This is a genomic window from Croceicoccus ponticola (genome assembly GCF_004004515.1).
Classification (GTDB): domain Bacteria; phylum Pseudomonadota; class Alphaproteobacteria; order Sphingomonadales; family Sphingomonadaceae; genus Croceicoccus; species Croceicoccus ponticola.
Window position 1 is genome coordinate 87,665 of the sequence record NZ_RXOL01000005.1, and the last position, 23,439, is coordinate 111,103.

20 protein-coding genes and 4 pseudogenes are annotated in these 23,439 nt (G+C 61.1%); 12 read left to right on the plus strand and 12 right to left on the minus strand.

Annotated elements, in window-relative coordinates; all coding sequences use genetic code 11:
• Window positions 1–51: 51 nt before the first annotated feature.
• Window positions 52–1,038, minus strand: coding sequence for a PQQ-dependent catabolism-associated beta-propeller protein (locus EKN06_RS11765; RefSeq protein ID WP_127613120.1), 987 nt, complete (start codon window positions 1,036–1,038; stop codon window positions 52–54).
• Window positions 1,039–1,187: 149 nt separating this feature from the next.
• Here EKN06_RS11765 and pedF point away from each other — a divergent pair, with 149 nt between their 5' ends.
• The 4 genes from pedF (at window position 1,188) to EKN06_RS11785 (ending at window position 5,183) form a co-directional block, all read left to right on the plus strand.
• On the plus strand, window positions 1,188–1,622 hold the full coding sequence (pedF, locus tag EKN06_RS11770; protein ID WP_205693884.1) for a cytochrome c-550 PedF: 435 nt from the start codon (window positions 1,188–1,190) through the stop codon (window positions 1,620–1,622).
• A 3-nt stretch (window positions 1,623–1,625) separates the two neighbouring features.
• A complete protein-coding gene (locus EKN06_RS11775) occupies window positions 1,626–2,498 on the plus strand; it encodes a substrate-binding periplasmic protein (protein ID WP_127613122.1) in 873 nt (290 codons plus the stop codon).
• Between the two features lie 213 nt (window positions 2,499–2,711).
• Window positions 2,712–4,427: a methanol/ethanol family PQQ-dependent dehydrogenase gene (locus EKN06_RS11780; RefSeq protein WP_127613183.1), complete on the plus strand. Its 1,716-nt coding sequence runs from the start codon at window positions 2,712–2,714 to the stop codon at window positions 4,425–4,427.
• A gap of 57 nt (window positions 4,428–4,484) precedes the next feature.
• Window positions 4,485–5,183, plus strand: coding sequence for a response regulator transcription factor (locus EKN06_RS11785; protein ID WP_127613123.1), 699 nt, complete (start codon window positions 4,485–4,487; stop codon window positions 5,181–5,183).
• A gap of 23 nt (window positions 5,184–5,206) precedes the next feature.
• On the opposite strand, the gene EKN06_RS11790 is transcribed toward EKN06_RS11785, so the two are convergent.
• The 4 genes from EKN06_RS11790 to adh all read right to left on the minus strand — a co-directional run bounded on the left by EKN06_RS11790 (window position 5,207) and on the right by adh (window position 10,865).
• Window positions 5,207–7,426 carry a hybrid sensor histidine kinase/response regulator gene (locus EKN06_RS11790; RefSeq protein ID WP_127613184.1) on the minus strand — a complete coding sequence of 740 codons (2,220 nt, stop codon included), beginning with the start codon at window positions 7,424–7,426 and terminating at the stop codon, window positions 5,207–5,209.
• Window positions 7,427–7,446: 20 nt separating this feature from the next.
• Window positions 7,447–8,601, minus strand: coding sequence for an FIST N-terminal domain-containing protein (locus tag EKN06_RS11795; RefSeq protein ID WP_240654868.1), 1,155 nt, complete (start codon window positions 8,599–8,601; stop codon window positions 7,447–7,449).
• 155 nt (window positions 8,602–8,756) lie between these two features.
• Window positions 8,757–9,164 carry a DUF779 domain-containing protein gene (locus EKN06_RS11800; RefSeq protein ID WP_127613124.1) on the minus strand — a complete coding sequence of 136 codons (408 nt, stop codon included), beginning with the start codon at window positions 9,162–9,164 and terminating at the stop codon, window positions 8,757–8,759.
• 180 nt (window positions 9,165–9,344) lie between these two features.
• Entirely contained in the window at window positions 9,345–10,865 is a 1,521-nt protein-coding gene (adh, locus tag EKN06_RS11805) for an aldehyde dehydrogenase (protein ID WP_127613186.1), read from the minus strand.
• Between the two features lie 256 nt (window positions 10,866–11,121).
• On the opposite strand from adh, the gene EKN06_RS11810 reads away from it, so the two are divergent.
• A complete protein-coding gene (locus EKN06_RS11810) occupies window positions 11,122–11,700 on the plus strand; it encodes a DnaJ domain-containing protein (RefSeq protein ID WP_127613125.1) in 579 nt (192 codons plus the stop codon).
• Window positions 11,701–11,730: 30 nt separating this feature from the next.
• On the opposite strand, the gene EKN06_RS11815 is transcribed toward EKN06_RS11810, so the two are convergent.
• From EKN06_RS11815 to EKN06_RS11835, 5 genes are read right to left on the minus strand one after another with little or no spacing between them, the layout of a single operon-like run.
• Window positions 11,731–12,969 (minus strand): adenosylmethionine--8-amino-7-oxononanoate transaminase, encoded by a 1,239-nt coding sequence (locus EKN06_RS11815; protein WP_127613126.1) that lies wholly within the window; start codon window positions 12,967–12,969, stop codon window positions 11,731–11,733.
• Window positions 12,966–13,604, minus strand: coding sequence for a dethiobiotin synthase (bioD, locus tag EKN06_RS11820; RefSeq protein WP_127613127.1), 639 nt, complete (start codon window positions 13,602–13,604; stop codon window positions 12,966–12,968). Before bioD ends, EKN06_RS11815 begins: the two co-directional genes overlap by 4 nt.
• Window positions 13,601–14,380: a methyltransferase domain-containing protein gene (locus EKN06_RS11825; RefSeq protein ID WP_127613128.1), complete on the minus strand. Its 780-nt coding sequence runs from the start codon at window positions 14,378–14,380 to the stop codon at window positions 13,601–13,603. Before EKN06_RS11825 ends, bioD begins: the two co-directional genes overlap by 4 nt.
• Entirely contained in the window at window positions 14,377–15,018 is a 642-nt protein-coding gene (locus tag EKN06_RS11830) for an alpha/beta fold hydrolase (protein ID WP_127613129.1), read from the minus strand. Before EKN06_RS11830 ends, EKN06_RS11825 begins: the two co-directional genes overlap by 4 nt.
• Complete coding sequence (locus tag EKN06_RS11835) at window positions 15,015–16,175, minus strand: aminotransferase class I/II-fold pyridoxal phosphate-dependent enzyme (protein WP_127613130.1); 1,161 nt, start codon at window positions 16,173–16,175, stop codon at window positions 15,015–15,017. Before EKN06_RS11835 ends, EKN06_RS11830 begins: the two co-directional genes overlap by 4 nt.
• A gap of 753 nt (window positions 16,176–16,928) precedes the next feature.
• On the opposite strand from EKN06_RS11835, the gene EKN06_RS11840 reads away from it, so the two are divergent.
• Complete coding sequence (locus EKN06_RS11840; protein ID WP_127613131.1) at window positions 16,929–17,831, plus strand: ParB/Srx family N-terminal domain-containing protein; 903 nt, start codon at window positions 16,929–16,931, stop codon at window positions 17,829–17,831.
• 63 nt (window positions 17,832–17,894) lie between these two features.
• Window positions 17,895–18,596, plus strand: a complete 702-nt coding sequence (locus EKN06_RS11845) for an IS6 family transposase (RefSeq protein ID WP_127613132.1) — start codon at window positions 17,895–17,897, stop codon at window positions 18,594–18,596.
• 345 nt (window positions 18,597–18,941) lie between these two features.
• On the opposite strand, the gene EKN06_RS11850 is transcribed toward EKN06_RS11845, so the two are convergent.
• Window positions 18,942–19,568 carry a PilZ domain-containing protein gene (locus EKN06_RS11850; RefSeq protein ID WP_164844052.1) on the minus strand — a complete coding sequence of 209 codons (627 nt, stop codon included), beginning with the start codon at window positions 19,566–19,568 and terminating at the stop codon, window positions 18,942–18,944.
• 180 nt (window positions 19,569–19,748) lie between these two features.
• On the opposite strand from EKN06_RS11850, the pseudogene EKN06_RS11855 reads away from it, so the two are divergent.
• The 4 genes and pseudogenes from EKN06_RS11855 to EKN06_RS11870 form a co-directional block, all read left to right on the plus strand.
• A pseudogene (locus EKN06_RS11855) lies at window positions 19,749–19,925 on the plus strand (transposase); the annotation flags it as partial.
• A 61-nt stretch (window positions 19,926–19,986) separates the two neighbouring features.
• Complete coding sequence (locus EKN06_RS11860; RefSeq protein WP_127613134.1) at window positions 19,987–21,063, plus strand: IS5 family transposase; 1,077 nt, start codon at window positions 19,987–19,989, stop codon at window positions 21,061–21,063.
• A 124-nt stretch (window positions 21,064–21,187) separates the two neighbouring features.
• Window positions 21,188–21,457 (plus strand): annotated as a pseudogene (locus EKN06_RS16175) (transposase); the annotation flags it as partial.
• 183 nt (window positions 21,458–21,640) lie between these two features.
• On the plus strand, window positions 21,641–21,913 hold the full coding sequence (locus EKN06_RS11870) for a hypothetical protein (RefSeq protein WP_127613135.1): 273 nt from the start codon (window positions 21,641–21,643) through the stop codon (window positions 21,911–21,913).
• A 172-nt stretch (window positions 21,914–22,085) separates the two neighbouring features.
• On the opposite strand, the pseudogene EKN06_RS16180 reads toward EKN06_RS11870, so the two are convergent.
• Window positions 22,086–22,857 (minus strand): annotated as a pseudogene (locus tag EKN06_RS16180) (IS5 family transposase).
• Window positions 22,858–23,172: 315 nt separating this feature from the next.
• Between EKN06_RS16180 and EKN06_RS11880 the strand changes: the two are divergent.
• Window positions 23,173–23,396: pseudogene (locus tag EKN06_RS11880) on the plus strand (IS3 family transposase); the annotation flags it as partial.
• Window positions 23,397–23,439: the final 43 nt, after the last annotated feature.

Here is a 23,439-nt window from a genome sequence, read left to right on the forward strand (position 1 = left end):
TTGGTTCTCGTTCCTTAGGCCAATATCGCAAGATGGGTCGCGGACACGCGATCAACGGGCGATGGCGACGCCCCACGGTCCCTTGCCGGCCGGAAGCCGGTGCGTGACTTTCACGGTTTTGAGGTCGACGAAGGCAATGTCGTCGCTCGTCCCGTTGGCAACGATCGCGGTGCCGCCATCTTCGCTGATGGCGAGATGCCATGGCCTTCCGCCCGTCGTGGCGTAACCGGTTACCTTGCGGCTGGCGACATCGACGATCGCCACGCCGTCTGCCCGGCCAAGGGCGACGATCGCGGTCTTGCCGTCGGGGGTGAACCGAATGCCGCAGGGCAGCACCTTGTAGGCAGCAATGCCGGGCGGCGCGAAGGACAGGGTTTCCACGATCCTGCGCGTTGCGGTGTCAATGATATGGACCGTGCCGGCGACTTCGGCCGCGACCCAGACTTGCGATCCGTCTGGCGTGAATTCGACATGGCGGGGGCGGAAATCGGTCTCCATTTCCTCCACCACCTCGCGGGTGGCAACATCGATCCAGCTGACGGTGTTGTCCTCTTCCCCCGTCACCAACAGCCATTTCGCGTCCGGACTTTGCGCGATGCCCTCGGGCTCCTCGCCCACCGCCACTTGCCAGGCGACATGCCGGGTCTCAAGGTCGACCGCGGTCATCGCGCCGTCATCCTCGTTGGCGATGAAAAGCGTCTTGCCATCTTGCGACACGAAAAACTGCTCCGGATCGTTGCCCGACGGCAGAACGGCGACCAGATCGCCGGTCTTGGCGTCGCGCATCTCAACCGCGTTGTCCATGCTGGCGCAGATCAGCACGTACTTGCCGTCGCGCGTCAGGGTGATGCCGCGCGGGCGCTGGCCTACGTTCCACGTTGCGGTCACCGTTTGCGTATCGAGATCGATCACGGTGACCGTATCGGACCGTTCATTGCTGACATAGGCGGTCGCCGCCCGCGCGTCGGCAGGCAGGGCCAGCCACGACAGCGCGCCGATCCCCGCGAACAGGCCGATGGAGAGTTGCTGCTTTTTCATGCGCTTGTTCTACCCTGAGGTGCTCGTCTCGCAACATAGTACCAAGGTGCAATGGGTGCCTGCGCTTCGGAAGGCTATTGTGCTTGATAACCAAGGGGGACGTTTGCGCGGACCCACCTTCGGGTCGCAGATTGAGGATGCATTTGCCAATGTCGAAATCCACCGCACGCTTGGCGCTTGGCGCCATGGCCATCGCCCTTGCCGGTCTGGCCGGTCCGCAGCTTCTGGCCCACGGCGACGTGACGCCGCAGGCGGTCGATACGTCGGCCCTGCCCGATATCGGCGAGCAATGGCTGGGCGAAAACCCCTATTCCGGCAATGCCAAGGCGATCGAGATCGGCACCTCCGCCTATGGCCAGAACTGCGCCCGGTGCCATGGGCTTCAGGCGATTTCCGGCGGCATTGCGCCCGATCTGCGTTACCTCGAACTGGGCGCCGCGGGCGATGAATGGTTCATCGAACGTTATCGCAACGGATCGAGTCACGACGGCAAGGTCTATATGCCTCCGTTCGGCGACGTGCTGGGGCAGAAAGCCGGCTGGGCCATCCGCAGCTATATCGAATCAGTTCACACGGACGATTGAACCATGACATACGGGCGCAGAGCTTTTCTTGGTGGTCTCGCGGCATCTGCGGGGGCACTGGCCTTGCCCCGCGCCGCGACCAGCGCCCCGCTCGCCACCGTGCGCGAGCTGGGCGCTCTTCGTTTCGGGCTTTACCAGAACAACCAGCCGTGGTCGTTCGAGGAAGACGGCAAGGTCGTCGGCATCGACGCCGACATCGCCCGGGCGCTCGCCGAACATTTTGGCGTAAGACCCGATCTGGCGCTCTTTCCGGCGGACGAGGAAGTGTCCGACGACTTGCGCAATGTCGTTTGGCGCGGCGGCCTGCTGGGCTTTCGCAAATGCGACGTGATGATGCATGTCCCGTTCGACCGCACTTTTGCGGCAAGGGAAGACCAGGTCGTCATACTTGCACCCTATTACCGCGAATCCTTTGGCGCAGCCTGCGCATCAGGCATGCCCGAATGCGAAGGCATGCCGACCGAATTTCGCGGCAAGCGGCTGGCGGCCGAACTTGATTCGATCCCCGATTTCTACCTGATCGGCAATTTCGGCGGCATACTGCGATCCGACGTGACCCATTACACCAGCGGCTTTGACGCGGTTGCCGCGGTAAAGGCGGGCAGCGCCGATCTTGCCGTCGCGACCGACGCGCAGATCCAATCCGCGCTAAGCCACGCGCCGGGTGATGGCGCGAAACGACGCAAGGGGCCGCTGCCCGCGATGCTTTCCCCCGGTTGGGATGTCGGCATCGCGGTCGATGAAAAAAGCCGTAGCCTAGGCTTTGCGATCGAAGAACAGATGGACGCCATGATGGCCGACGGGCGAATGACCGCCATCTTTGCAAAATACGGCGTCGACTGGCGCCCTGCCAGTGCGGTGGCACCGGTCGCATGAAGGCTTCGGCCGGTTTGCCGGTCGAAATGACCGTCTGCGCCTCGTCCTAAGGTTCAATTGCCGGGCATCGGGCGTGCTTTAGTCTCGACGACACAAAACCAATGACATGGGTGCAAATGCGCCCGCGTAAATGACTTAGGTCTTACGATGGAGGGAAGGATGAAGGGGCAGTTCAAGAAATTTGCCGTGGCTCTTGCGGCATCTTGCGCAACCATGGGTGTGCCGGCCATGGCGGACAATCACGCCGATGGATCAGCAGGGGGCCCGTCGATGGCCGAGCTGATGAACGACGCCAATTCGACCGGCGACGTGCTCAGCTATGGCATGGGCCCATGGCAACAGCGTTATTCGGCGCTTAACAAGGTCAATACCCAGACCGTCAGGCGGCTGGTCCCGGTCTATGCGGCATCGCTTGGCGGCGAAAAGCAGCGGGGGCAGGAATCGCAGCCGATCGTCTATGACGGCACGATCTACGTCACCGGCTCTTATTCCCGCCTGTTCGCTTTCGATGCGAAAACCGGCGAGAAAAAGTGGGAATACAACGCCCGCCTGCCCGACGGCATCATGCCGTGTTGCGACGTCGTCAACCGTGGCGCCGCGATCCATGGCGACAAGATCATCTTCGCCACGCTGGATGCGCATCTCGTCGCGCTGAACCGCAACACCGGAAAGGTTATCTGGAACAAGGAAGTCGGCGATTACAAGGCCGGCTATTCCGCCACCGCCGCACCGATCATCGTCAAGGACATGGTCATCACCGGCAACTCCGGCGGTGAATTCGGTATCGTCGGCGCCGTTCAGGCTCGCGACGTCAACACCGGCGAATTGATCTGGAACCGCCCGACGATCGAAGGCCACATGGGTTCGCTGCGCGGACAGGACAACGGCATCACCGGCAAGACCAACGCCACCTGGGAAGGTGACCTGTGGAAGACCGGCGGCGGCGCGACTTGGCTTGGCGGCACCTACGATCCGGGCACCAACCTGCTTTACTTTGGCACCGGCAACCCGGCCCCGTGGAACAGCCACCTGCGTCCCGGCGACAATCTCTATACCTCGTCCACGCTGGCGATCGATGCCGACACCGGCAAGATCAAGTGGCACTACCAGACGACACCGCACGACGGCTGGGACTTCGACGGCGTGAACGAATTCATCCCCTTTGACGCCAAGATCGGCGGCAAGGACATGAAGCTGGGCGCAAAGGCCGACCGTAACGGCTATTTCTACGTCCTCGACCGTACGAACGGAAAGTTCATCGGCGCGCACAAGTTCGTCATGCAGACGACCTGGGCCGATGGCATCGACCAGAAGACCGGTCGCCCCAACTTCACCAAGGATGGCCGCCCCGGCGCGCCAGACGGTGCGGACAAGGGCAAGGTCGTGTTCTCCTCGCCGTCATTCCTTGGCGGCAAGAACTGGATGCCGATGGCCTATAGCCAGGATACGGGCCTGTTCTATGTTCCGTCGAACGACTGGGGCATGGACATCTGGAACGAACCCATCGCCTACAAAAAAGGCGCGGCTTATCTGGGTGCGGGCTTTACCATCAAACCGATCGCGGACGACCACATCGGCGCCCTTCGCGCAATGAATCCCAAGACCGGCAAGATTGTTTGGGAATACAAGAACCCGGCCCCGCTGTGGGGCGGCGTCCTGTCGACCGGCGGCAATCTCGTCTTCACCGGCACGCCCGAAGGATACCTGAAGGCGTTCGACGCCAAGACCGGACAGGAACTGTGGAAGTTCAACACCGGTTCGGGCGTCGTCGGTTCGCCGATCACGTGGGAAGACGGCGGCGAACAGTATGTCGCGGTCATGTCCGGCTGGGGCGGCGCGGTTCCGTTGTGGGGCGGTGAAGTCGCCAAGACATTCAAGGACATCAGCCAGGGCGGTTCGCTCTGGGTGTTCAAGCTGTATAACCAATAGAAAGGCAAGCGCGGCCCGTCACGACCCCTCGACGTGACGGGCCGCCGCCAACCCGCTATGAACCAGCATGCAACCGATTTCGAACCGAGGCTGAGGATGAACGAGGTTCCCGCACCCGATCGCGTCCTGATCGTCGACGACCACTCGCTGGTGCGCGACGGATTGCGTTCGATCCTTGAAATCAGTTTTCCCGGCTGCGAAATTCTGGAAGCCGACAGCTTCGAGCAGGCGCTCGACGCCTTGGAAAAAGCGGACGAGGTCGATCTCGTACTGCTTGACCTCAACATTCCCGACGTCAATCGCCTGTCAGGCCTGAAACAACTCCGCGCCGATTTTCCCAGTACGCCGGTGGTGATGGTCACGGGCGTATCCGATCCGGTCATCATGCGCGACGCGCTGGCCGCGGGTGCCGCAGGGTTCGTGCCCAAATCGCTGAAGCGCCAGGCCATCGTCGATGCCTTGCGCCAGATCCTGATGGGCGAGATATTCCTGCCCGATCTCGAAACGAACGATTCCGACGATGCTCGCATGCGCGAAGACGATGCGATCCGGGCAAGGATTGACAGCCTGACCCCGCAACAGCGGATCGTCCTCGGACATCTTGTCGGCGGCTTGCTCAACAAGCAGATCGCACACGAACTCAGCGTATCGATGACGACGGTAAAGGCGCACGTCTCCGCCATCCTGCAAAAGATGAACGTGTTCAGCCGAACGCAAGCGGTGATCCTCGCCAACCGGATCGGCTTCATCGACTGACCGGGGCCAGTTGCCCCTGATCGCTACCCAGTCAGCTCCAGCTTCCGTAACAACGCCCGCAATTGTGCGGGTTTGACCGGCTTGGTCAGCACAGGCAGATCCTGTGACGCCAGCTTCTGCTTCACCTCGTCGCTGCGGTCGGCGGTGATGACGATGGCGGGCAGATCGCCGCTATGGCGAGCACGCAGCATGGCGATGGCCTCATCCCCTGTCATCCCGTCATCGAGGTGATAGTCCGCGATCAGCAGCCCGGTGCCGCCTTCCACGCTTTCGACAACGGCGGGATCGTCGGGATGGCCGCCGGTCACGACCACTAGGCCCCAATTTTCCAGCAGCACGCGCATGCCTTGCAGGACCTGTTCGTCGTTGTCGACGACCGTTACGGTGCCACCTGTGCGCGTGGACCGGCGGGGGTCGGCGGGCGCTTCTTCGAGCATTGCGACCGGTTCCGCCCTTGGCACCCGTATGGTAAAGGTCGAACCTATATCGGGTTCGGATTCGAGCGTGATGCGGTGGCCCAGCATCGCGCTCGCGCGGCGGACGATCGCCAGGCCAAGGCCCTTTCCCGGCGTCTTGTACGTCTTTTTCAGCCTACGGAATTCCTCGAAGATCGTCTCGCGGTTATCTTCGGCGATGCCCGCGCCCGTGTCGGTGACCGCAATCAGGATGTCGTCGCCATCGACTTGCGCCACGACCCTCACGCTTCCTTCGGCGGTGTAACGGATCGCGTTCGAAACGAAATTCTGCAGGATGCGGCGCAACAGACGCATGTCGCTGCGCACCCACAAACCCGTCTCGGGCACGTCGAACGTTAGCCCGCCCTTGCGCGCAAGCGGGCCGAATTCGATGCGCAGTGCGGACAGAATACGATCGAGCGCAAGCGACTGCACTTCGGGATGGATGGCGCCTGCGTCGAGCCGCGATATTTCGAACAGCGCCTCAAGCAGTTCCTCGACCGAATCGAGCGCCACGACGCTTTGCCGGACAAGACCCCGGTTCGTCGCCGCCAGCCGCCGTTCGGCCAGCGCCGACACGAACAGCCGCGCAGCGTTCAGCGGTTGCAGAAGATCGTGGCTGGCCGCCGCGATAAAGCTGGTCTTCGAACGGTTGGCCTGCTCCGCCTCGTTCTTGGCATCGACTAGCTGGCGATTCACCTCGACCAGTTCGGCGGTGCGTTCATTTACCCGCTTTTCCAGAGTTTCGGCCTGTTCGGTCAGGCTGCGCTGGAACCGGATGCGGTCTGTCACGTCGTCGAAGGCATAGGCCATGCCGCCGCCCGACAGCGCGACCGAGCGGATGACGAACCGGCGTCCCTGCATCTCGCAATCGGTGCTGATGCGCGGGCCCCGGCCGTGGCGCCATTCGATCGCATGGGCCAGATCCAGCCCCTGTTTGCCGATGCACCATTTGTGAAGGCGTTCGTGGGTGCCGATCGCTTCGTGCAGGTTGTTGGTGATATTCAGCATCCGCACCAGCGGTTCGTTCCAGGCAATCAGACGGCGTTCGTTATCGAACAGGCAAGCCCCCTCGCTCAGCGTGTCGAGCGTGGCCTGAAGCGCAAGGTTGCGGCCGGCCAGTTCCAGCGCGCGCTGGCGGGCGTCCTCTGCCTTGACCGAAGTGATGTCGGTATAGATCCCGACCGTGCCCCCCTCGCTGGTGCGCAGTTCGTTGATCTGCAGCCAGCGACCGTCGGTCAGCATTTGGACATGCGCGCCCGATGCTTCGCGATGGCGCTCGATCCGTTCGCGGACCCAGCGTTCCGGAGCGATCTGGGAGCCGACCGTACGCCCGCTGTGGGCCAATTGCTGGGCCATATCGGTGAAGGTGGTCGTTGCGTCCAGTTTGCCGCGAAATTCCGGCCAGATCTTCAGGAATGCCTCGTTGTACATGATCAGCCGGTCGCCGGCGTCAAAGATGGCAAAGCCGTCCGACAGGCTTTCGATCGCATCGCGAAGCCGGCCCCGCGCAGCATCGGCATCGGCGTGCGCGGCGCTCAGCCGAACGTTGGTGTCGGCCAGCTTTTCCAGCGTGGTTTCAAGCTCCGCGGTGCGGTCTCGTACCATCGATTCCAGCGCGATGGCGGTCTCGAACAGCGAATAGGATCCGTCCATGTCGCTCGACCGTTCGACCCGGTCGATCAGCGCCTCATTGATTTTTTCCAGCCGCCGCACCCGTTCGCGCAAGGCGGCGAGCTCCGCATCGCGCCCGTCGGTCGGTGTGACACCACGGTCGCCATCGCGCATAACTTCGCCGCTTCGCGCCATCAGCGCCCCACCGCCAGCCCGGTAAAGGTCTGGTTGACGTGGGCGGCGCGGAACTGTTCGCCATAAGTATTGAAACCGACGACCCGCGCCCGTTCGTAAAGCCCGGCGATCTCCCGGCCAAGCTGGCGGCTTTCGCTGTCGATGCGATTGAGCACGCAGTCGAACGCGACGATGTGATCGAGTGTACCCACCTTCGCCTCGGCGGCCGCGAACGTACGCTCCATTCCCGCGATCCTGTCCTTCGGTTCGCCGATCGTCATCACGACGCCCCGGTCGATCGCGCAATAGAACGTCAGGCTGCCATCGGGATTGACCGACTGGATCGAACGCACGTGATAGGCACCGCCGGTGCGGACCATCAACGGGTGCGTCGCGAAATAGGCAAGGTCAAGTTCGGCCCCGGGCTCTCCGATCAAGCGCAGGTATTCCTCTGCCGCCGGGGCGGCGTTTATTTCGAACACAGTGCGGGTTTCGGCATCCGCTTCGGTTATGACCATGCGTTGCGCACCGGGCTGATAGTGATTTTCGGAAAACACATGGATCGGGCGGGACGAAGACAACAGGCCGATCACCGCCGCATCGCGCTGGAACCGCCCGTCGAAAAATACGCCCGTTTCGCGAAAGGCCAGCCCGTCGCCGCTCGATCCGCCGATCAGGTCGATGTCGCCCAGCGATTCCTGTGCCGTCATCGTCAGGATTTCCTCACGATGCGAAAGCCCGTCGACGAGAAAGATTGCGACATGCGACAATTGGTCGCCCAGCCCCTCCTGCGCTTCGCCCCGCGCTTCGGCGGCCAGTTGACGGACCGCCTTGCGCGCAGGTTCCGCTGTGAAACGGTCGAGGTCGTGAAACGGCAGGAGCTTGAGATGGAACGCGTCGGCCGGGAAACCGATGAAGACGATGCTGTCGCTGTCATATCCACTGGCGCCGACTTCGCCCGCGCTGGTGCATCCGAACAGAGGTTTGCCGGGCATCAGTTCGCCCAGTGCCTTGGCCAACGCATCGCGGGCATATCGGTGCGAACAGAACACCAGTCCGCCGGCGATCGGCACGCCATCGATCGACGCGGCGATATCCGCCACCGCGGCGACAGGATCGGCCGCATGGGTCGATACGACCACGAGACCGTCCGTACGGACGTCGCTTTCTGCCAAGACCCTCTCCTCCATCGCGCCTGCGGTCGCATTTGCGCGCCACGGGTCGATCATTCGGTATCCAACGTAACGCTTTGGCAGCGTCGGGCCAAGAGTCATGCCAGGCCCGATGCGCCGCCAGCAAAGGGGCAGCGCGGGGCCGAAACACCCGCTGTTCAGTCCGCGATCGCGTCGCCGCGTATCGGTTCGCCCTCTGCGTTCAGCGCCGCCACCTCATCATCGGTAAACACCCGGCTGCGCACGATGAAGCGCACACCCTCGGGCGCCTCGAGGCTCATGCCCGAACCGCGCCCCGGCACTACGTCGATGATTACCTGCGTATGCCGCCAATATTCGAACTGCGCCGCGCCGATCCATACCGGCGTGTCGGAGACGAGCGTCCCCAGCAACACGTCCTGTCCCCCGACGCGAAATTCGCCGCGGGTGAAGCACATCGGTGCCGAACCGTCACAACAGCCGCCCGACTGGTGAAACATCAGCGGACCGTGCTGCTCGGTCAGGCGGACGATCCATGCCTCCGCTTCCGGGGTGGCGACGATGCGGGCGGGCGCGGTGCCGATCATGCTTGCGATGCTCCTCGTACGGCTGTTCGATCCCGTCCGTCCTCCGAATGCGCCAAGACCGGGACGAGCATGGCGCTCGCCCCGGTCCGGGATGGCCTCGACACTAGTCCGACACCCGAGAGAGATGCCGGGGTATCGAGGCGGGAGGAAAACGATCCCAGCAAGGTCATCATGAAAGCATCAGAAAAAGCCGAGAGCCTTCGGACTGTAGCTGACCAACAGGTTCTTGGTCTGTTGATAGTGGTCGAGCATCATCTTGTGATTTTCGCGGCCGATGCCCGACTGCTTGTAGCCACCGAACGCGGCATGGGCCGGATATGCGTGATAGCAGTTGGTCCACACGCGTCCCGCCTTGATCGCGCGGCCGAAACGATAGCACGTGTTGGCATCGCGGCTCCAAACCCCGGCGCCAAGGCCATAAAGCGTGTCGTTCGCGATCGAGAGCGCTTCTTCGTCGCTGGAGAATTTCGTCACCGCCAGCACGGGACCGAAGATTTCCTCCTGGAACACGCGCATCTTGTTATGACCTTCGAGCACGGTCGGCTGGACGTAATATCCGTCGGCCAGTTCGCCGCTGTGCATCATGCGCTCACCGCCAGTAAGAACCTTGGCGCCTTCGTCCTTGCCGATGCCGATGTAGGACAGGATCTTTTCGAGCTGGTCGTTCGACGCTTGTGCGCCGATCATGGTCGAAGGATCGAGCGGGTTGCCCATCTTGATCGCCTCGACCCGCTTGATCGCCTTTTCCATGAAGCGATCGTAGATCGATTCGTGGACGAGCGCGCGGCTGGGGCAGGTGCAGACCTCGCCCTGGTTCAGCGCGAACATTGCGAAACCTTCAAGCGCCTTGTCGAGATAGTCGTCGTCTTCGCGCATCACGTCGGCAAAGAAGATGTTCGGGCTCTTCCCACCCAGTTCCAGCGTGCACGGGATCAGGTTTTCCGACGCATATTGCATGATCAGGCGGCCAGTGGTCGTCTCGCCAGTGAACGCGATCTTGGCGATGCGCTTGTTCGATGCCAGCGGCTTGCCCGCCTCGATCCCGAACCCGTTGACGATGTTCAACACGCCTTCGGGCAAAAGGTCACCGATCAGTTCAGCCAGCACCATGATCGACATCGGCGTCTGTTCCGCAGGTTTCAGCACGACGCAGTTGCCCGCCGCCAGCGCCGGGGCCAGCTTCCATACCGCCATCAGCAGCGGGAAGTTCCACGGGATGATCTGCCCGACAACACCCAGCGGTTCGTGGAAGTGATAGGCCACGGTGTCGTGGTCGATTTCGGAGATCGAACCTTCCTGCGAGCGCAAGCACCCTGCGAAATAGCGGAAGTGATCGACAGCGAGCGGAAGGTCGGCTGCGGTCGTTTCGCGGATCGGCTTGCCGTTATCGATCGTCTCGACCAGCGCGAGCATGTCGAGGTTCTGTTCCATCCGATCCGCAACGCGGTTCAGGATGTTGGCGCGCTCTGCCGGCGCCATGCGCCCCCACGCGTCCTTCGCCTTGTGCGCGGCGTCGAGCGCAAGCTCGATATCCTCTGCCGTGCCGCGCGCGACCTGGCACACCGCTTTGCCGGTCACCGGCGAGATGTTGTCGAAGTACTGACCCTTCACCGGGGCAACCCATTGCCCGCCAATGAAATTGTCGAACCGTTCGCGGATCAGCGACTGTCCGCTGAACTTGCTGAGCGCCTGTTCAAGCATTGCGAATTTCTCCTCTCGCCAAATTCTTTCGCCGGACATTCTGCGCGCGGTAGGCGGAACCGCCAATTATACCTTCGGTCGACCCGCATCGCTCAGGCTGTGCCCGGTGCAGGCGACGGGGGGTGTGCGATAGATCGCGCGGCATAGCTGCCATGCCAAAGAGCAATCACGCCCCATTGATATGCGTTGTCAGTGAAAGTATCGTGATCCGAAATCATTCGCCAATCGGAAAATTGCGCGCACCGGGGTCGTCAAAATGGAGCATGGTCAAGAATTCGTAGACTATTACGAGGTTCTTAAAGTAAACCCCGATTGTGACGCCAGAATTCTCGAACTGGCGTATCATTATTTTGCCAAGATGTTTCATCCGGACAATCTGGCAACGGCGGATTCCGACCGTTTCGGCGAGGTTATCGAGGCCTATCGCGCGCTGAAAGACCCGGAGAAGCGCGCCGCTTACGACCGGATCTACGCAAGGACCAATGGCCGCCAAGCGTATCAGTTTCCCGGCGACACCGACCTTGCGGTGGACGAAAAAACAACGGTCGATGACGCCGAAACTCATGACAAGATCTTGCTGGCGCTTTACAAACGGCGTCGCGAACATGCCTCCGATGCCGGTGTCATCGGCTGGTTCCTGCAGGAAATGCTTGGCTGTTCGGAAGAACATTTCGCATTCCACACCTGGTACCTGAAATCCAAGGGCTTCATCGAAGTGACCGAACAAGGGACGATCGCGGTCACCGTGCAGGGTGTCGATCACGTGATCTCCACCTCCCGAACGAGCCTGTCGGAAACGCTGCTGATCCAGCAATCGAAATCTTCCGACGACTGAGGCGGCCATTGCGCCGGCATTTAACCTTTGTCAGGTGATTGCTTCGGCAATTACATCATACACTCGGTCCAGCGTGCCTGCGTCGATGCAATAGGGCGGCATGACATAAACGGTGTTGCCAAGCGGGCGCAGCAAGACATCGTGTTCGCGAAAGAACGCCATCAGCCGTGGTGCGATGTCGGCAAGATAACCGTCATCGCCCGCGCATTCGAACGCGGCGATGGTGCCGCATGTTCTGGCACCACGAATTTCGCATCGTGCGCCCAGCGCCTCCAGCCGGGCCTGCTGCATCGCGGCCAGCGCTGTTACGCGTTCGCGCACAGGTTCGTCGCGCCAGATCGCAAGGTTCGCTGCGGCCGCCGCACAGGCCACGGGATTGGCGGTGTAGCTTGACGAATGGAAGAACATCGCGGCCCGGTCGGTACTGTAATGCGCGGCAAAAATCGGCTCGCTCGCCATCGTGACGGCCAGCGGCATCGCACCGCCGGTCAGCCCCTTTGACAGGCAAAGAATATCGGGCACCACCCCTGCCTGTTCGCAAGCCAGCAAGCTGCCGGTGCGGCCCCATCCGGTCATGACCTCGTCCGCGATGAACAGCACCCCGGCGCGCGCGCAGATCGTCCGCATTTCGGCCAGCACTTGGGGCGCGTACATCTTCATGCCCCCGGCGCCGAGTACGAGCGGTTCGACGATGAACGCCGCCGCCTCGCCATCGCAAGCCACCTCCAGCGCGTCGTAAGTCGCCTGTTCGCGGCCTGCTTCGGGGAAGGGCACGCGTATCACGTCGAACAGCAACGGTTCGTAGGCGCGATTGAACACGCCGCGTTCGCCCACCGACATCGTGCCGATGGTGTCGCCATGATAGGAATGTTCCATCACCACGATGCGATGCCGCCGTTCCCCCCGCGCCATCCAGAAGCCGAGCGCCATCTTCAGCGCGACTTCGACACTGGTCGATCCGGAATCGGAAAAGAACACGCGGGTCAGCGCATCCGGCATTATCGCGCGAAGGCCAAGCGCCAGCGTTTCGGCAGGCTCGTGCGTCCAGCCGGCAAAGATCACCTGGTCCAGCTTTTCGGTTTGATCGCGGATGGCCTGCATGATGCGCGGATGGCAGTGCCCGTGCGTTGTCACCCACCACGACGAAATGCCGTCGACGATGCACCGCCCGTCCGCCGTATGCAGGAACGCCCCCTCCCCACGTTCCACCAACGGGATCGGTTCGCGCAAGCCGTGCTGCGTAAACGGGTGCCAGATGGGCGAGGTCATGGACGGAAATCCCCGACCGTGAAATTGTCGGCGAAGGCGCGTGCCAGCGTAACGCGATCAAGCGAGTCTACGCGAGGCAACCGGCCCAGTCGTTTGACCCGGCCCAGTTCGCAGACGATCGCCTCGCTATCCTCGTTAGCATTACCGACAAAAGCGACGCCGATGATGGGCACGCCGCGCGACCTCAACGCCTCTATCGACAGCAGGCTGTGGTTGATCGTGCCCAATGCGGTGCGCGCGACAAGCACGGCCGGGCACCCCCAACGCGCGAACTGGTCCGCAAAAAGCCACGAACGCGTGATCGGAACCAGAACGCCGCCCGCGCCTTCGATCACCAGCGGCCCATCGACTTCGGGCAATTGCAGCATATCGGGATTGATCTCGATACCGTCGATTTCGGCGGAAAGATGCGGCGATGCGGGCGTGACGAGGCTGTACGCTTCGGGCAACAGGTTCGCTGTCGGCACACCGGACAGAGCGGCCACCGTATCGCGGTCAGTGTAGCCCTGTTCGTCGCGTCCGGCCTGAACCGGTTTCCAGTACGATGCGCCCAGCGCGCCGACGAGCGCCGCTGCAAACACGGTCTTGCCGATATCGGTGTCCGTTCCCGTCACGACGATGCGCGGGCCTGTCATGCCACCCGCTCCGCTCGCCCGAAATGGCAGGTCACGACTTCGTAAGTCACGCTGCAGCCGCCCGCTTCGAACGCTGCCATGACTCGCCGCAGCTTGGCCGGGGATAGAGGACGATGTTCACGCGACGGCGTGTGCGCCCCGATGGCCCGCAGCGCCCGCATGAAATCGAGCGCGCTGTCGTGACGTTCGATCAAGGCATCCACCACTGGCTCGGCCCGCTGCGCTTCGGGATACATTGCCTTCAGTGTTTCGGCGGACGGGAAAGACAGCGTCCCTGCCTCGCACCCGGCGACAATGTGCGCAGCGCGCCATTCGGCGAAGCTGCCAGCGCCAAGCGTCGTGAACAGGCAATGCCCGCCAGGCGTCAACGCGCCAAGCATCCGGCCCAGTGCGGCATGCTGATCGTCGAACCACTGCATCGCAAGGCTTGAACATATCAGATCGTAGCGATCGTCTTCGGGCAGGTCATGCTCGCCATCCAGAACGGCAAAGCGCCGCCGTTCCCCATCTCCGACAAGTGCGCGGCAGCGGTCCACCATGGCGGGTGCGATATCTGTCACCAGCCAGTCGCCGCCGACGCCACGATCGATCAGCGCGCGGGTGAGAAAGCCGGTGCCGCACCCGATTTCCAATATGCGGGCCTTGGCAGGCAGGGAAATGGCGGCGATGCGATCGGCAAGACTTTCGGCCACCACGCGCTGGACATGCGCGTGGCCGTCGTAATCGCCTGCCGCCCCGAACGCGCGCCCGATCCGCTGACGATGGGCGACGTTCATGCGACCCGCTCCGCCAGTTGCAGGATTGCCTTGGCGCAAAGTTCGGGGTGGGTCAGCGGCAGGAGGTGCCCGCCATCCCTCGCTACAATGCGGGACACCTGTTGGCCGTGCGCAAACACGGCATCGCGCATCGCGAGCGGCATGATCGGATCCGCCCCGCCCTGCAACGACAGGATGGGTGCACCGAAAGTCGCCGCCTCGTCCCGGCAATCGCCATCGCGCAAGACAATAAGATCCGCGCCAAGCGCATCGCCGCAGATCGTGGGCAATGACCTCGATGCGCCGCAGCGCATGCGAAAATCGCTCAAGGTCGCTTCGGGATCGACGCCGAAGCGCCCGATCATCCGGTCCAGCACCCGACGCGGTACGCCCGGATATCCGTCGTGCGCCGCGAAATAATCAAACCCGTTTACGGCAACCATTCCCGCGCAATGCGTTGGCAGGTTGGCCAGCACGCGCATCGCCCCGAAACTGTGCGCCACGGCCAACACGGTACCATCGCTGGGATCTTCTCGAAATCCGCCGAAATAGCCCCGATCGGCGAACCCTATTTCGAAACTTTCAACCATGGCGACGACCTTGTCCCAGATCGCTGAATCGAAACCCCATCCATGGAAGAACAGCAACCGCACGCTCATGCGCCCGCCGCGACGGCCGCGATCAGAGCATCGATGTCGGCTTCCGCGTGTGTCGCGCGCAGGGCAATGCGCAGGCGGCTCGTCCCCGCAGGAACCGTGGGCGGGCGAATCGCCGCGGCGATCATGCCGTTCGCCGCCAATCGCTCGCTCAGCGCCATGGCGGCGGCAGCGTCGCCGACGATGGCCGGAACGATCTGCGTGCTGGATGCCGCGACATCGAACCCCGCGCCCACCAATCCGCCGCGCAACCTGTCGGCCAGACCCGCGAGCCGTTCGCGATCCGCGTCCATGTCCGGCACGATGTCGAGCGCGGCATCGATCGCGCCAAGCACGGCTGGCGGCGGAGCGGTCGTGTAGATGAACCCTCCGCAGGCATTGACGAGGTAGTCGCAAAGCATGCGCGACCCCGCAATATAGGCTCCGAAGCTGCCCATCGCCTTGCTGAACGTCCCCATCGCGATGTCGACACCGCCGGTCACCGTGGCCGACAGCCCGGCCCCTCGCGGGCCAAGGACGCCGGTCGCGTGCGCTTCATCGATATAGAGGATCGCCTCGTGATCGCGGGCAATCTGCGCAAGCCTGGCAAGATCGACGCGATCGCCGTCCATGCTGAACACGCTTTCCGTCAGGATCAGGCGCGCGGGTGCGGCGGCATGGCGTTCCAGCAGTCCGGTCAGGGCATCGAGATCGTTGTGCGCAAAACGGTGCTGGCGAACGCCCGCCGCCGCGCATCCGGCGTGCATGCTCCCATGATTCAACCGATCGGTGAATACGGCGACCCCCGGCATCGCGGCGACCAGTGCGGGAATGACCGCAGCATTCGCCTGCCAGCCGGACGCGAACAGCAGTGCGGCCTCGGTCCCCTTGAACGCCGCGATCTTCGCCTCGACCGCAAGGTGCGCGTCGTGCGTGCCGGTTACCAACCGCGATGAACCGGAACCCGCGCCATACCGGCCAGCCCATTCGCGCGAGCGTTCGATCAAAAGTGGGTGGAGAGCGAGCCCCAGATAGTCGTTGCTCGAGAAATCGACGCATTGCCGCCCGTCGCGATTAATCCTGCCAGCCGGTGCGAGCGCAGCAGGCCGCAAGGTCCGGGTTAGCCCGGCCTGCGCCGTTTTCGCAAGCGCGCGTTGGAGGTGGGGCACAAGGAGCGACATCGGCGCGCTTCTTGCGCGTTTCGCCGGTTACCGCAAGACGCCGCGAAATCTCTGCGGCGCGGTCCGAGAGCCGCATGCTGGACCGGCGGGAAAATTGTAGTGGCCTTGGCGATGATCGTCGAGCCGACTGGTGGTGGACGCAGTGCAGACCTAACCAGTCTGGGCCTTTGGAACTCCCGTTCTAACGGGAATTTAACGGGAATTTCGCGCATCTCGGCAGCATCCGGCCGAAACACCTTATGAGAAGTCCCTGATTTCCGCGCCATTCAGCCAAAAATTCCCGTATCGCGGGAACGGGAATTATTCGACATGCCAACGGGAACGCCAATCACGAAATGACCCGGGCAACGGGAAAGTTTGTTCGCCAAAATTTTCGCTCGATCCCCACGCGAAGACGACGCTGAACTGGCGAATGCCAATCCTACACTTGGGCCGTGTGGCGAACTGAAGGCGAAGTCGCCAGGCACCTCAGGCTCAAGATGGTCAGCCCCTCGCCGACCCGAAGCAATGCCATCGGCATGACTCCCTTGGCCTTCCGTGAATCCAATCAGCTCCTGCCCCAAAATTCTGCTTGATCTCGATCCGCGAATCATATTCCTTAGGTGGGCATCCAGAGATGGGTGTTCGACAGGACCAAGGAAGGGATGATGGTCGACCTGAGTTTGCGCTGACGCGCGGACGGGTCCGGTTCCTTCCACGAATTCCCCGTCCCGCAGCAGCGGTGGCGGGGTTTCTTATTGGTGGAGTCGAGCGATGGTTACGAAGGGTTTGAAGGCAGGAACGTTCAAGGAAGCCAAGCTCGGCAAGACGCGGGCGCGGCGCGAGGACCTGGCTCGCGAAAGACGCATTCGGCAAACTGCCGTGAGTGCAGGACGCAATGATTTCCTCCCCGAACTTCGGCTCTGCGAATATCGCATCTCCGAACTTGCTCCGCCCAGACGTCGAACCCGCAAGGACAATGCCGCGCAGATCGAACGGGTCGCGGCATCGATCGCGGAATTCGGGTTCAGCCAGCCGATCCTGATCCGCGACGGTATCGTCATCGATGGATGGATACGCGTTCTCGCGGCACAGAAACTCGGTCTCGAGCGGGTGCCGGTGATCGTGTGCGACCATCTCGACGACACTCAGGCCCGCGCCCTGTCGCTCGCCGTCAATCGCATCGGCGAACTCGGTGAATGGGATCTCGACCAGCTCAAGATCGAATTCGAGGAGCTCATCGAGCTGGAGATCGACCTCGATGTCACCGGGTTCTCAGCTCAGGAACAGGACATCATCCTGCTCGATCCGATCGCGGACGGGACGGGCGAAGCAGATGCATGCGAGGAGCCGCCCGACACGCCCGTCAGCCGGATCGGCGACGTCTGGCATTTGGGCGATCACCGGATCATCTGCGGCAATGCGCTCGAAGAAGCGACCTATACCGCCCTGCTCAATGGCACGTCGGTCCATGCCGTTCTGAGCGATTTTCCGTACAACGTCCGTATCAAGAATAACGTCAGCGGGCTCGGCAAGAAGGTTCATGACGAGTTCGTCATGGCATCAGGGGAGCTGTCTGATGACGAATGGCAGGCATTCCTCGATCAGGGGATAGCTCGGCTGACAGAGTCGATATTAGATGGATCCGTCCTTTTCGTCTTTATGGACTTCCGCTGATGCTGTCAGTCTAACGCTAACTTGTCTCTGTCAACGGTCAATCGATCGGATAGATGGACCAGCATGAAACCCATTTCGTTCAAACGACACCGCTTCCCGCCCGATGTAATCCGGCTCGGGGTTTGGCTCTACTACCGCTTCACGTTGAGTCTTCGGGACGTCGAGGATTTGCTCGCCGAAAGGGGAATCGACCTCTGCTACGAGACGGTTCGGTGCTGGGCCAACAAGTTCGGCCCTGCCATCGCTGCCAACATCCGCCGCAAGCGAGGTCGCGCTGATTCAGTCTGGCATCTGGACGAAATGGTCGTCCGGATCAACGGCCAGCGGATGTACATGTGGCGCGCCGTCGACAAGGAAGGCGAGGTTCTTGATGTCCTCGTACAGAAACACCGGAACAAAGAAGCAGCGCTGAAATTGCTACGAAAACTGCTGAAGAACCAAGGTGCCGTCCCCGAAGCCATCGTAACCGATGGCCTGCGATCCTACCCTGCGGCCTTACGTGAGTTGGGTGCCCTCACCCGACACCAGCCTGGTCGATTGCGCGACAACAATCGTGCCGAAAATTCACACCTTCCTGTCCGAAGACGGGAACGAAAGATGCAGCGGTTCAAATCCCAAGGCCAGGCTCAACGCTTCGTTTCCACCCACTCGGCAATCTACAACACCTTCGCCATCCAGCGTCACTTGATCTCCCGAAATACCATGCGCCAATTCCGAACTGCCGCCATGGCGGAGTGGAACGCTGCATCCGCCGCTGCGGCGTAAGATTTCAGGTTCGAGCCTCCGCTCACCGACGATCAGTTAACGTGACAATCCCGGCTTGATCCTGCGCATCTGCGCTTCGGACAACCAGATCAGGTCACTCATGGCAGCGCCTCCTCGCGGGGTGCCCACGGTCGGGTGCAGGTGGTGTCCGCACCACTGGCAAGAATAGGCACGCTCCGCCTTGATGCGGAACCACTTGGAAGGGCGGTCGCACTTGGGTCACGTGAAACCTTCGCCAAAGCGAACGTCGAACAGATGCTGGAGGCAGGTTTCGTCGTCAGGAAACTTGCGAAAGAACTGCGCGGTGGCGAGAGACTTCGTTGTCATGCCCCATTTTATACATCACTACGTTACGTATGGAAAGGGGATACACCCCCAATTTTTTGCTTTAACAGTACTATTTATATGACCTTCATTCCAATTATCGATTAGATGAACAAGTTCGTTGATAGATATATTTCTCGAGAATTTGACGCCAAACATTTTTCCGGAACTCCATCGGACATATACATCGATCGCCAAGAGATTTCGAATTTTCAATTCGCAAGGGCGGCCTGCTTCAAAATTAACCTCACCCTCACACTCTACTTGCGCCCCAGAAAGTGAAATATTATTAATTTTACCATTAATATTTTCACCTTCACTTTCCCCCTCAACAGATGTCGAAGTTGAAAACGATATTGGGATACGAATGCCGCGATATGCATTAGCCCGTTCGAAATAGTACTCAGAAAGAATACCAATGGTCTGGGAATTTCTGACACCGTAGCAGTTCTCATGCTTCCATATGATGGCAGCTTCAACCGCACCCTGCAGTCCATCGTCGTAAACAATTTTTGAACCGATCTCTAAGTCAGCATCAATCTCGATCTGTGCACCATTTTGGGAAACATTCCTTAACAGTCCGGACACTAAATGGTCATCCACTTCAACAAGGCAGGCAGCAAAAACCGTGTCAGTGCGGATATCCACTCTGTGATCTCGGCTTCTTACACCTACAGCAAACGCTCGGTCATGAAACATTTAGATACTCCAATAGAGTCCGGCTAAGCTTTAAGATTAATTACCCTACAAAACGTTAAGAGAAAAAACGGTTTCGTCTGCCATCCTAAAGCTGCCTCGGCGGCGTTGCCATCTGACTGCATGGGCTTCCCACACGGCCACCGCAAGACGACCACGCTGGTCGCCGGCCTGCGCATGACCGGCATGGTCGCGCCGATGGTGCTGGACGGCCCGATCAACGGCGACTGGTTCGAAGCCTGCGTAACTCAGGTCCTCGTGCCCGAACTGCGGCCCGGCGACGTCGTCATCATGGACAACCTGGGCGCCTCCATCAACCTATCGACATTCGGCGGGTGATTTGATTCACTCGACCTGACGGGAGGTGGCGATGCGTCAGGCGGGATTGTTTGGACTGTCGGAACATCTGAAGCGGCTGTCGGCCTACGGCGATCCGCTGGAGGAACTGGGGCGGATCATCGACTTCGAGGCATTTCGCCCGGTCCTGGTCGCGGCGCTGGCTTACGGTGACGGTGCAAAGGGCGGACGTCCGCCCTATGATCCGGTGGCAATGCTCAAGGTGCTGCTCCTGGCGGCGCAGAACAGTGTCAGCGATGCGCGGATGGAGTATTTGATCCGGGATCGGCTGAGTTGGTTGCGCTTCCTGGGCTTCGACCTTGGCGTGGCGACGCCGGATGCCAACACGATCCGCCTTTTCCGCGAGAAGCTCACCGAGGCCGGCGCGTTGGACGCGCTGTTTGCCGATTTTGACATTCAGCTCAAGGAACGGGGCTACCTCGCCATGGGCGGGCAGATCGTTGATGCCACACTGGTGGCGGCACCCAAGCAGCGAAACACCCGGGCCGAGAAGGACGCGATCAAGGAAGGCAAGACGGCCGACGAGATATGGCCCGACGAACCCGCCAGGGCGGCGCAGAAGGACACGGACGCACGCTGGACGCTGAAGTTCGCCAAGGCCAGACCCACGCCCGACGGCAAGCCGGGGATCGACATCGCCATCCCGAGCTTCGGCTACAAGAGCAGCATCTCGATCTGCCGGGGCTTCGGTTTCATCCGCAAATGCAAGGTCACAGACGCTGCGCGCTTTGATGGGCGCATGCTTCGCGACGTCGGGACGGGCGACAATATCGCCTCCGATGTGTGGGCCGATACCGCCTATCGCAGCCAGACCAACGAGTGGTGGCTCAAGCGCCAAGGCCGGGTCAGCCGCATCCATCGCAAGAAGCCAAGGGGCAAACCGATGTCGGAGCGCACCGCGAAGGCGAACGCCGCCAAATCCAGGGTTCGTGCCCGCGTCGAGCATGTCTTCGCTCAGCAGAAGGACAAGATGGGCCTGTTCATCCGCACCATCGGTATCAAGCGCGCCGAGGCCAAGATCACGCTCGCCAATCTGGCCTACAATATGCACCGCCTGATCTTCCACGAACGACGAGCAACGACGGGATAAGTGCGTCCGGAAATCAGAAAATCCCCCGGAAATGGCGGAATAGAGCCGCCAAAGGCCATCATCTACGCCCAAATCGGCGCCGCCGGCCCGAACACGCTCAGAACATCGAGTTGATGGAGGTCCCCACCTGTCGAGCCACAAGCGCGCATCGGTGCGAGAACGGATCGAAGCGGCAGGCGCAACCTTGCGCTTCCTCCCGCCCTACAGCCCCGACTTCAGTCCGATCGAGAAGGCATTCTCAAAGCTCAAAGCTCAAAGCTCAAAGCCATGTTGCGGAAGATCGGCAAGCGGACGGTGAACGGCCTCTGGGGGCCTGATCGGCGATCTCGTCGATATCTTCAAGCCAAACGAACGCGCCAATTACTTCATATTGTGCGGCTATGATCCAGACTGATCGAAGACCGCTCTAGGCTCAGGACCGGCACGATGGCCCTGTAATGATCTCGGCCCGCTTGTGAAGCGCATCTGCTGATGCGGCCTGCATTCGATCGCATCGAGGCGGACCGGCATCAGCCGACAATTACGCTGGTGTCCAGCCCCGCCCTTAAGCCCTTGCTCCCCGCCTGCAGTAAGCATCTTGGCAAAGACGATCGGACGGCTGCAGATTGCCATCATCAAGAAGGGGCGCGCGATGCCTATCCGCCCAACTGGATCGGCAAGCGGTGCGATGGCCTTGCAATCAAATGGTTGCGGGCAGGCCTCTGCCCGACTGGTCAGTGCGCGGCCATCACTTTTTGTCCCTGGTCAGGAGACGGCCCAATTCATCTCGGTCGATTGGCCATTGGATTGCTACGCCATCATTTTTCGCCAGATCCTCGATACAACCAATCGACCTCAGCACGGGCTTTGACCATTTCTTCTTCGGCACAATGGGTTCACCCATACTAAAACTCCTGAGGTACACACCGAAACACGGCTTTACCGATTTGTTCTAAATCCGTTTTCCCCGCTGTGCAAGGGAGCTGGAGCGGACCTTCGGGTTTCGTTTGGCGGCGCGGTGTTCTGCCAGTCTGGCAACGGCGTTAATGTCTATGGTGCAACCATAGGCGAATGCTAGCGAGGTTAAGGAAGCTGGCGAAGGACAACGCGGTTTTGTCGTAACGCGTGGCGATCCGACGGGATTGATTGACTTTGTTGAACATTCGCTCGATGCGATTACGATCCTTGTACCGCCGATAGTCCGGATGCTGTAGAACCTTGCGGTTCGAGCGGGGCGGGATGATCGGCAGAATGCCCCGGATCAGCAGGCGTTCACGCAAGCGATCCCCGTCATATACCTTGTCCGCAAGCAGCGCCTTGGGTGCAGCGACAGGGATCGCCATCAGCGGCTCGGCAGCGATGTAATCGGATGCTTCGCCGCCGGTCAGGAGGAAGCAGAGAGGGCGTCCTTGATTATCACATCGATCGTGGATCTTGCTCGTAAAGCCACCGCGTGATCGACCAAAAGCCTCCTTATGAGTCCCCCCTTGCGCCGGCGGCCTGCGAATGGCCCCGGACGCTCGTGCTGTCGATCATGTGCTGCCAGTCGTCAGTCAGCCCCAGATCGACCAGCGTTTACAGCAAGGCATCCCACACACCCTGCTCAGCCCATCGCCGGAACCGGACATAGAGCGAGTTCCACTTGCCGTAGCGCTCATGCATGTCACGCCAGGGGCAACCGACCCGCAGGACGTGGAGCATTCCATTAAGAAAACGCCGGCTGTCGCCTGCCGGGCGAGCCCAGCGGCCCCGCTCAGACGGCAGCAGAGGTCCGATCACTTTCCATTCTTCGTCCGTCAAATCCCCACGCGCCATGGCTGCTCCCGCAAAAGCAGCCTTGAATCAGCCAGTGGCGGTTCTGGGAATCCCTACCGATCTTTTGTCAACAGGGCCTAGATGCCGACATGGGTCGGCGTCTAGGATACTCGCTTTCCTTTCTTTGCGCTGATCGCTGCGGCACAAGAATCTCGCCCCCGATTAAAATCAGGCAATCGCATCGCATACAACCAGTCGCACCGATTGGCCGTAGCGGGATGACCTGCCTCATCACGGTGACCCACCAGATAAGTTACAGTTCCAGCGAACTGAAGCGCTTATGATCATTGTCAGCATAAATTTAACTGCCGTGACTCGATGAGCCGACGCGGCAACTGCCATGACATTGCCGTTGCCGGGAGTTTCTTCTCGTCACTCAAGCCGGCGTCGGACCTAACAATACACGCGAGGAAGCCAGGCAGGACGTATTCGATTACACCGAAATGTTCTACAACCCGGTGCGCAAGCACGTCAGGAACGGGATGCTGTCACCCGTCGAGTTCGAACGGCAGCAGGTTTTGAAAGCGGAAGGCGTCTAGAAAACTAGGGGCTATTCACTCAGACCAATCGGGCGCTTCAATT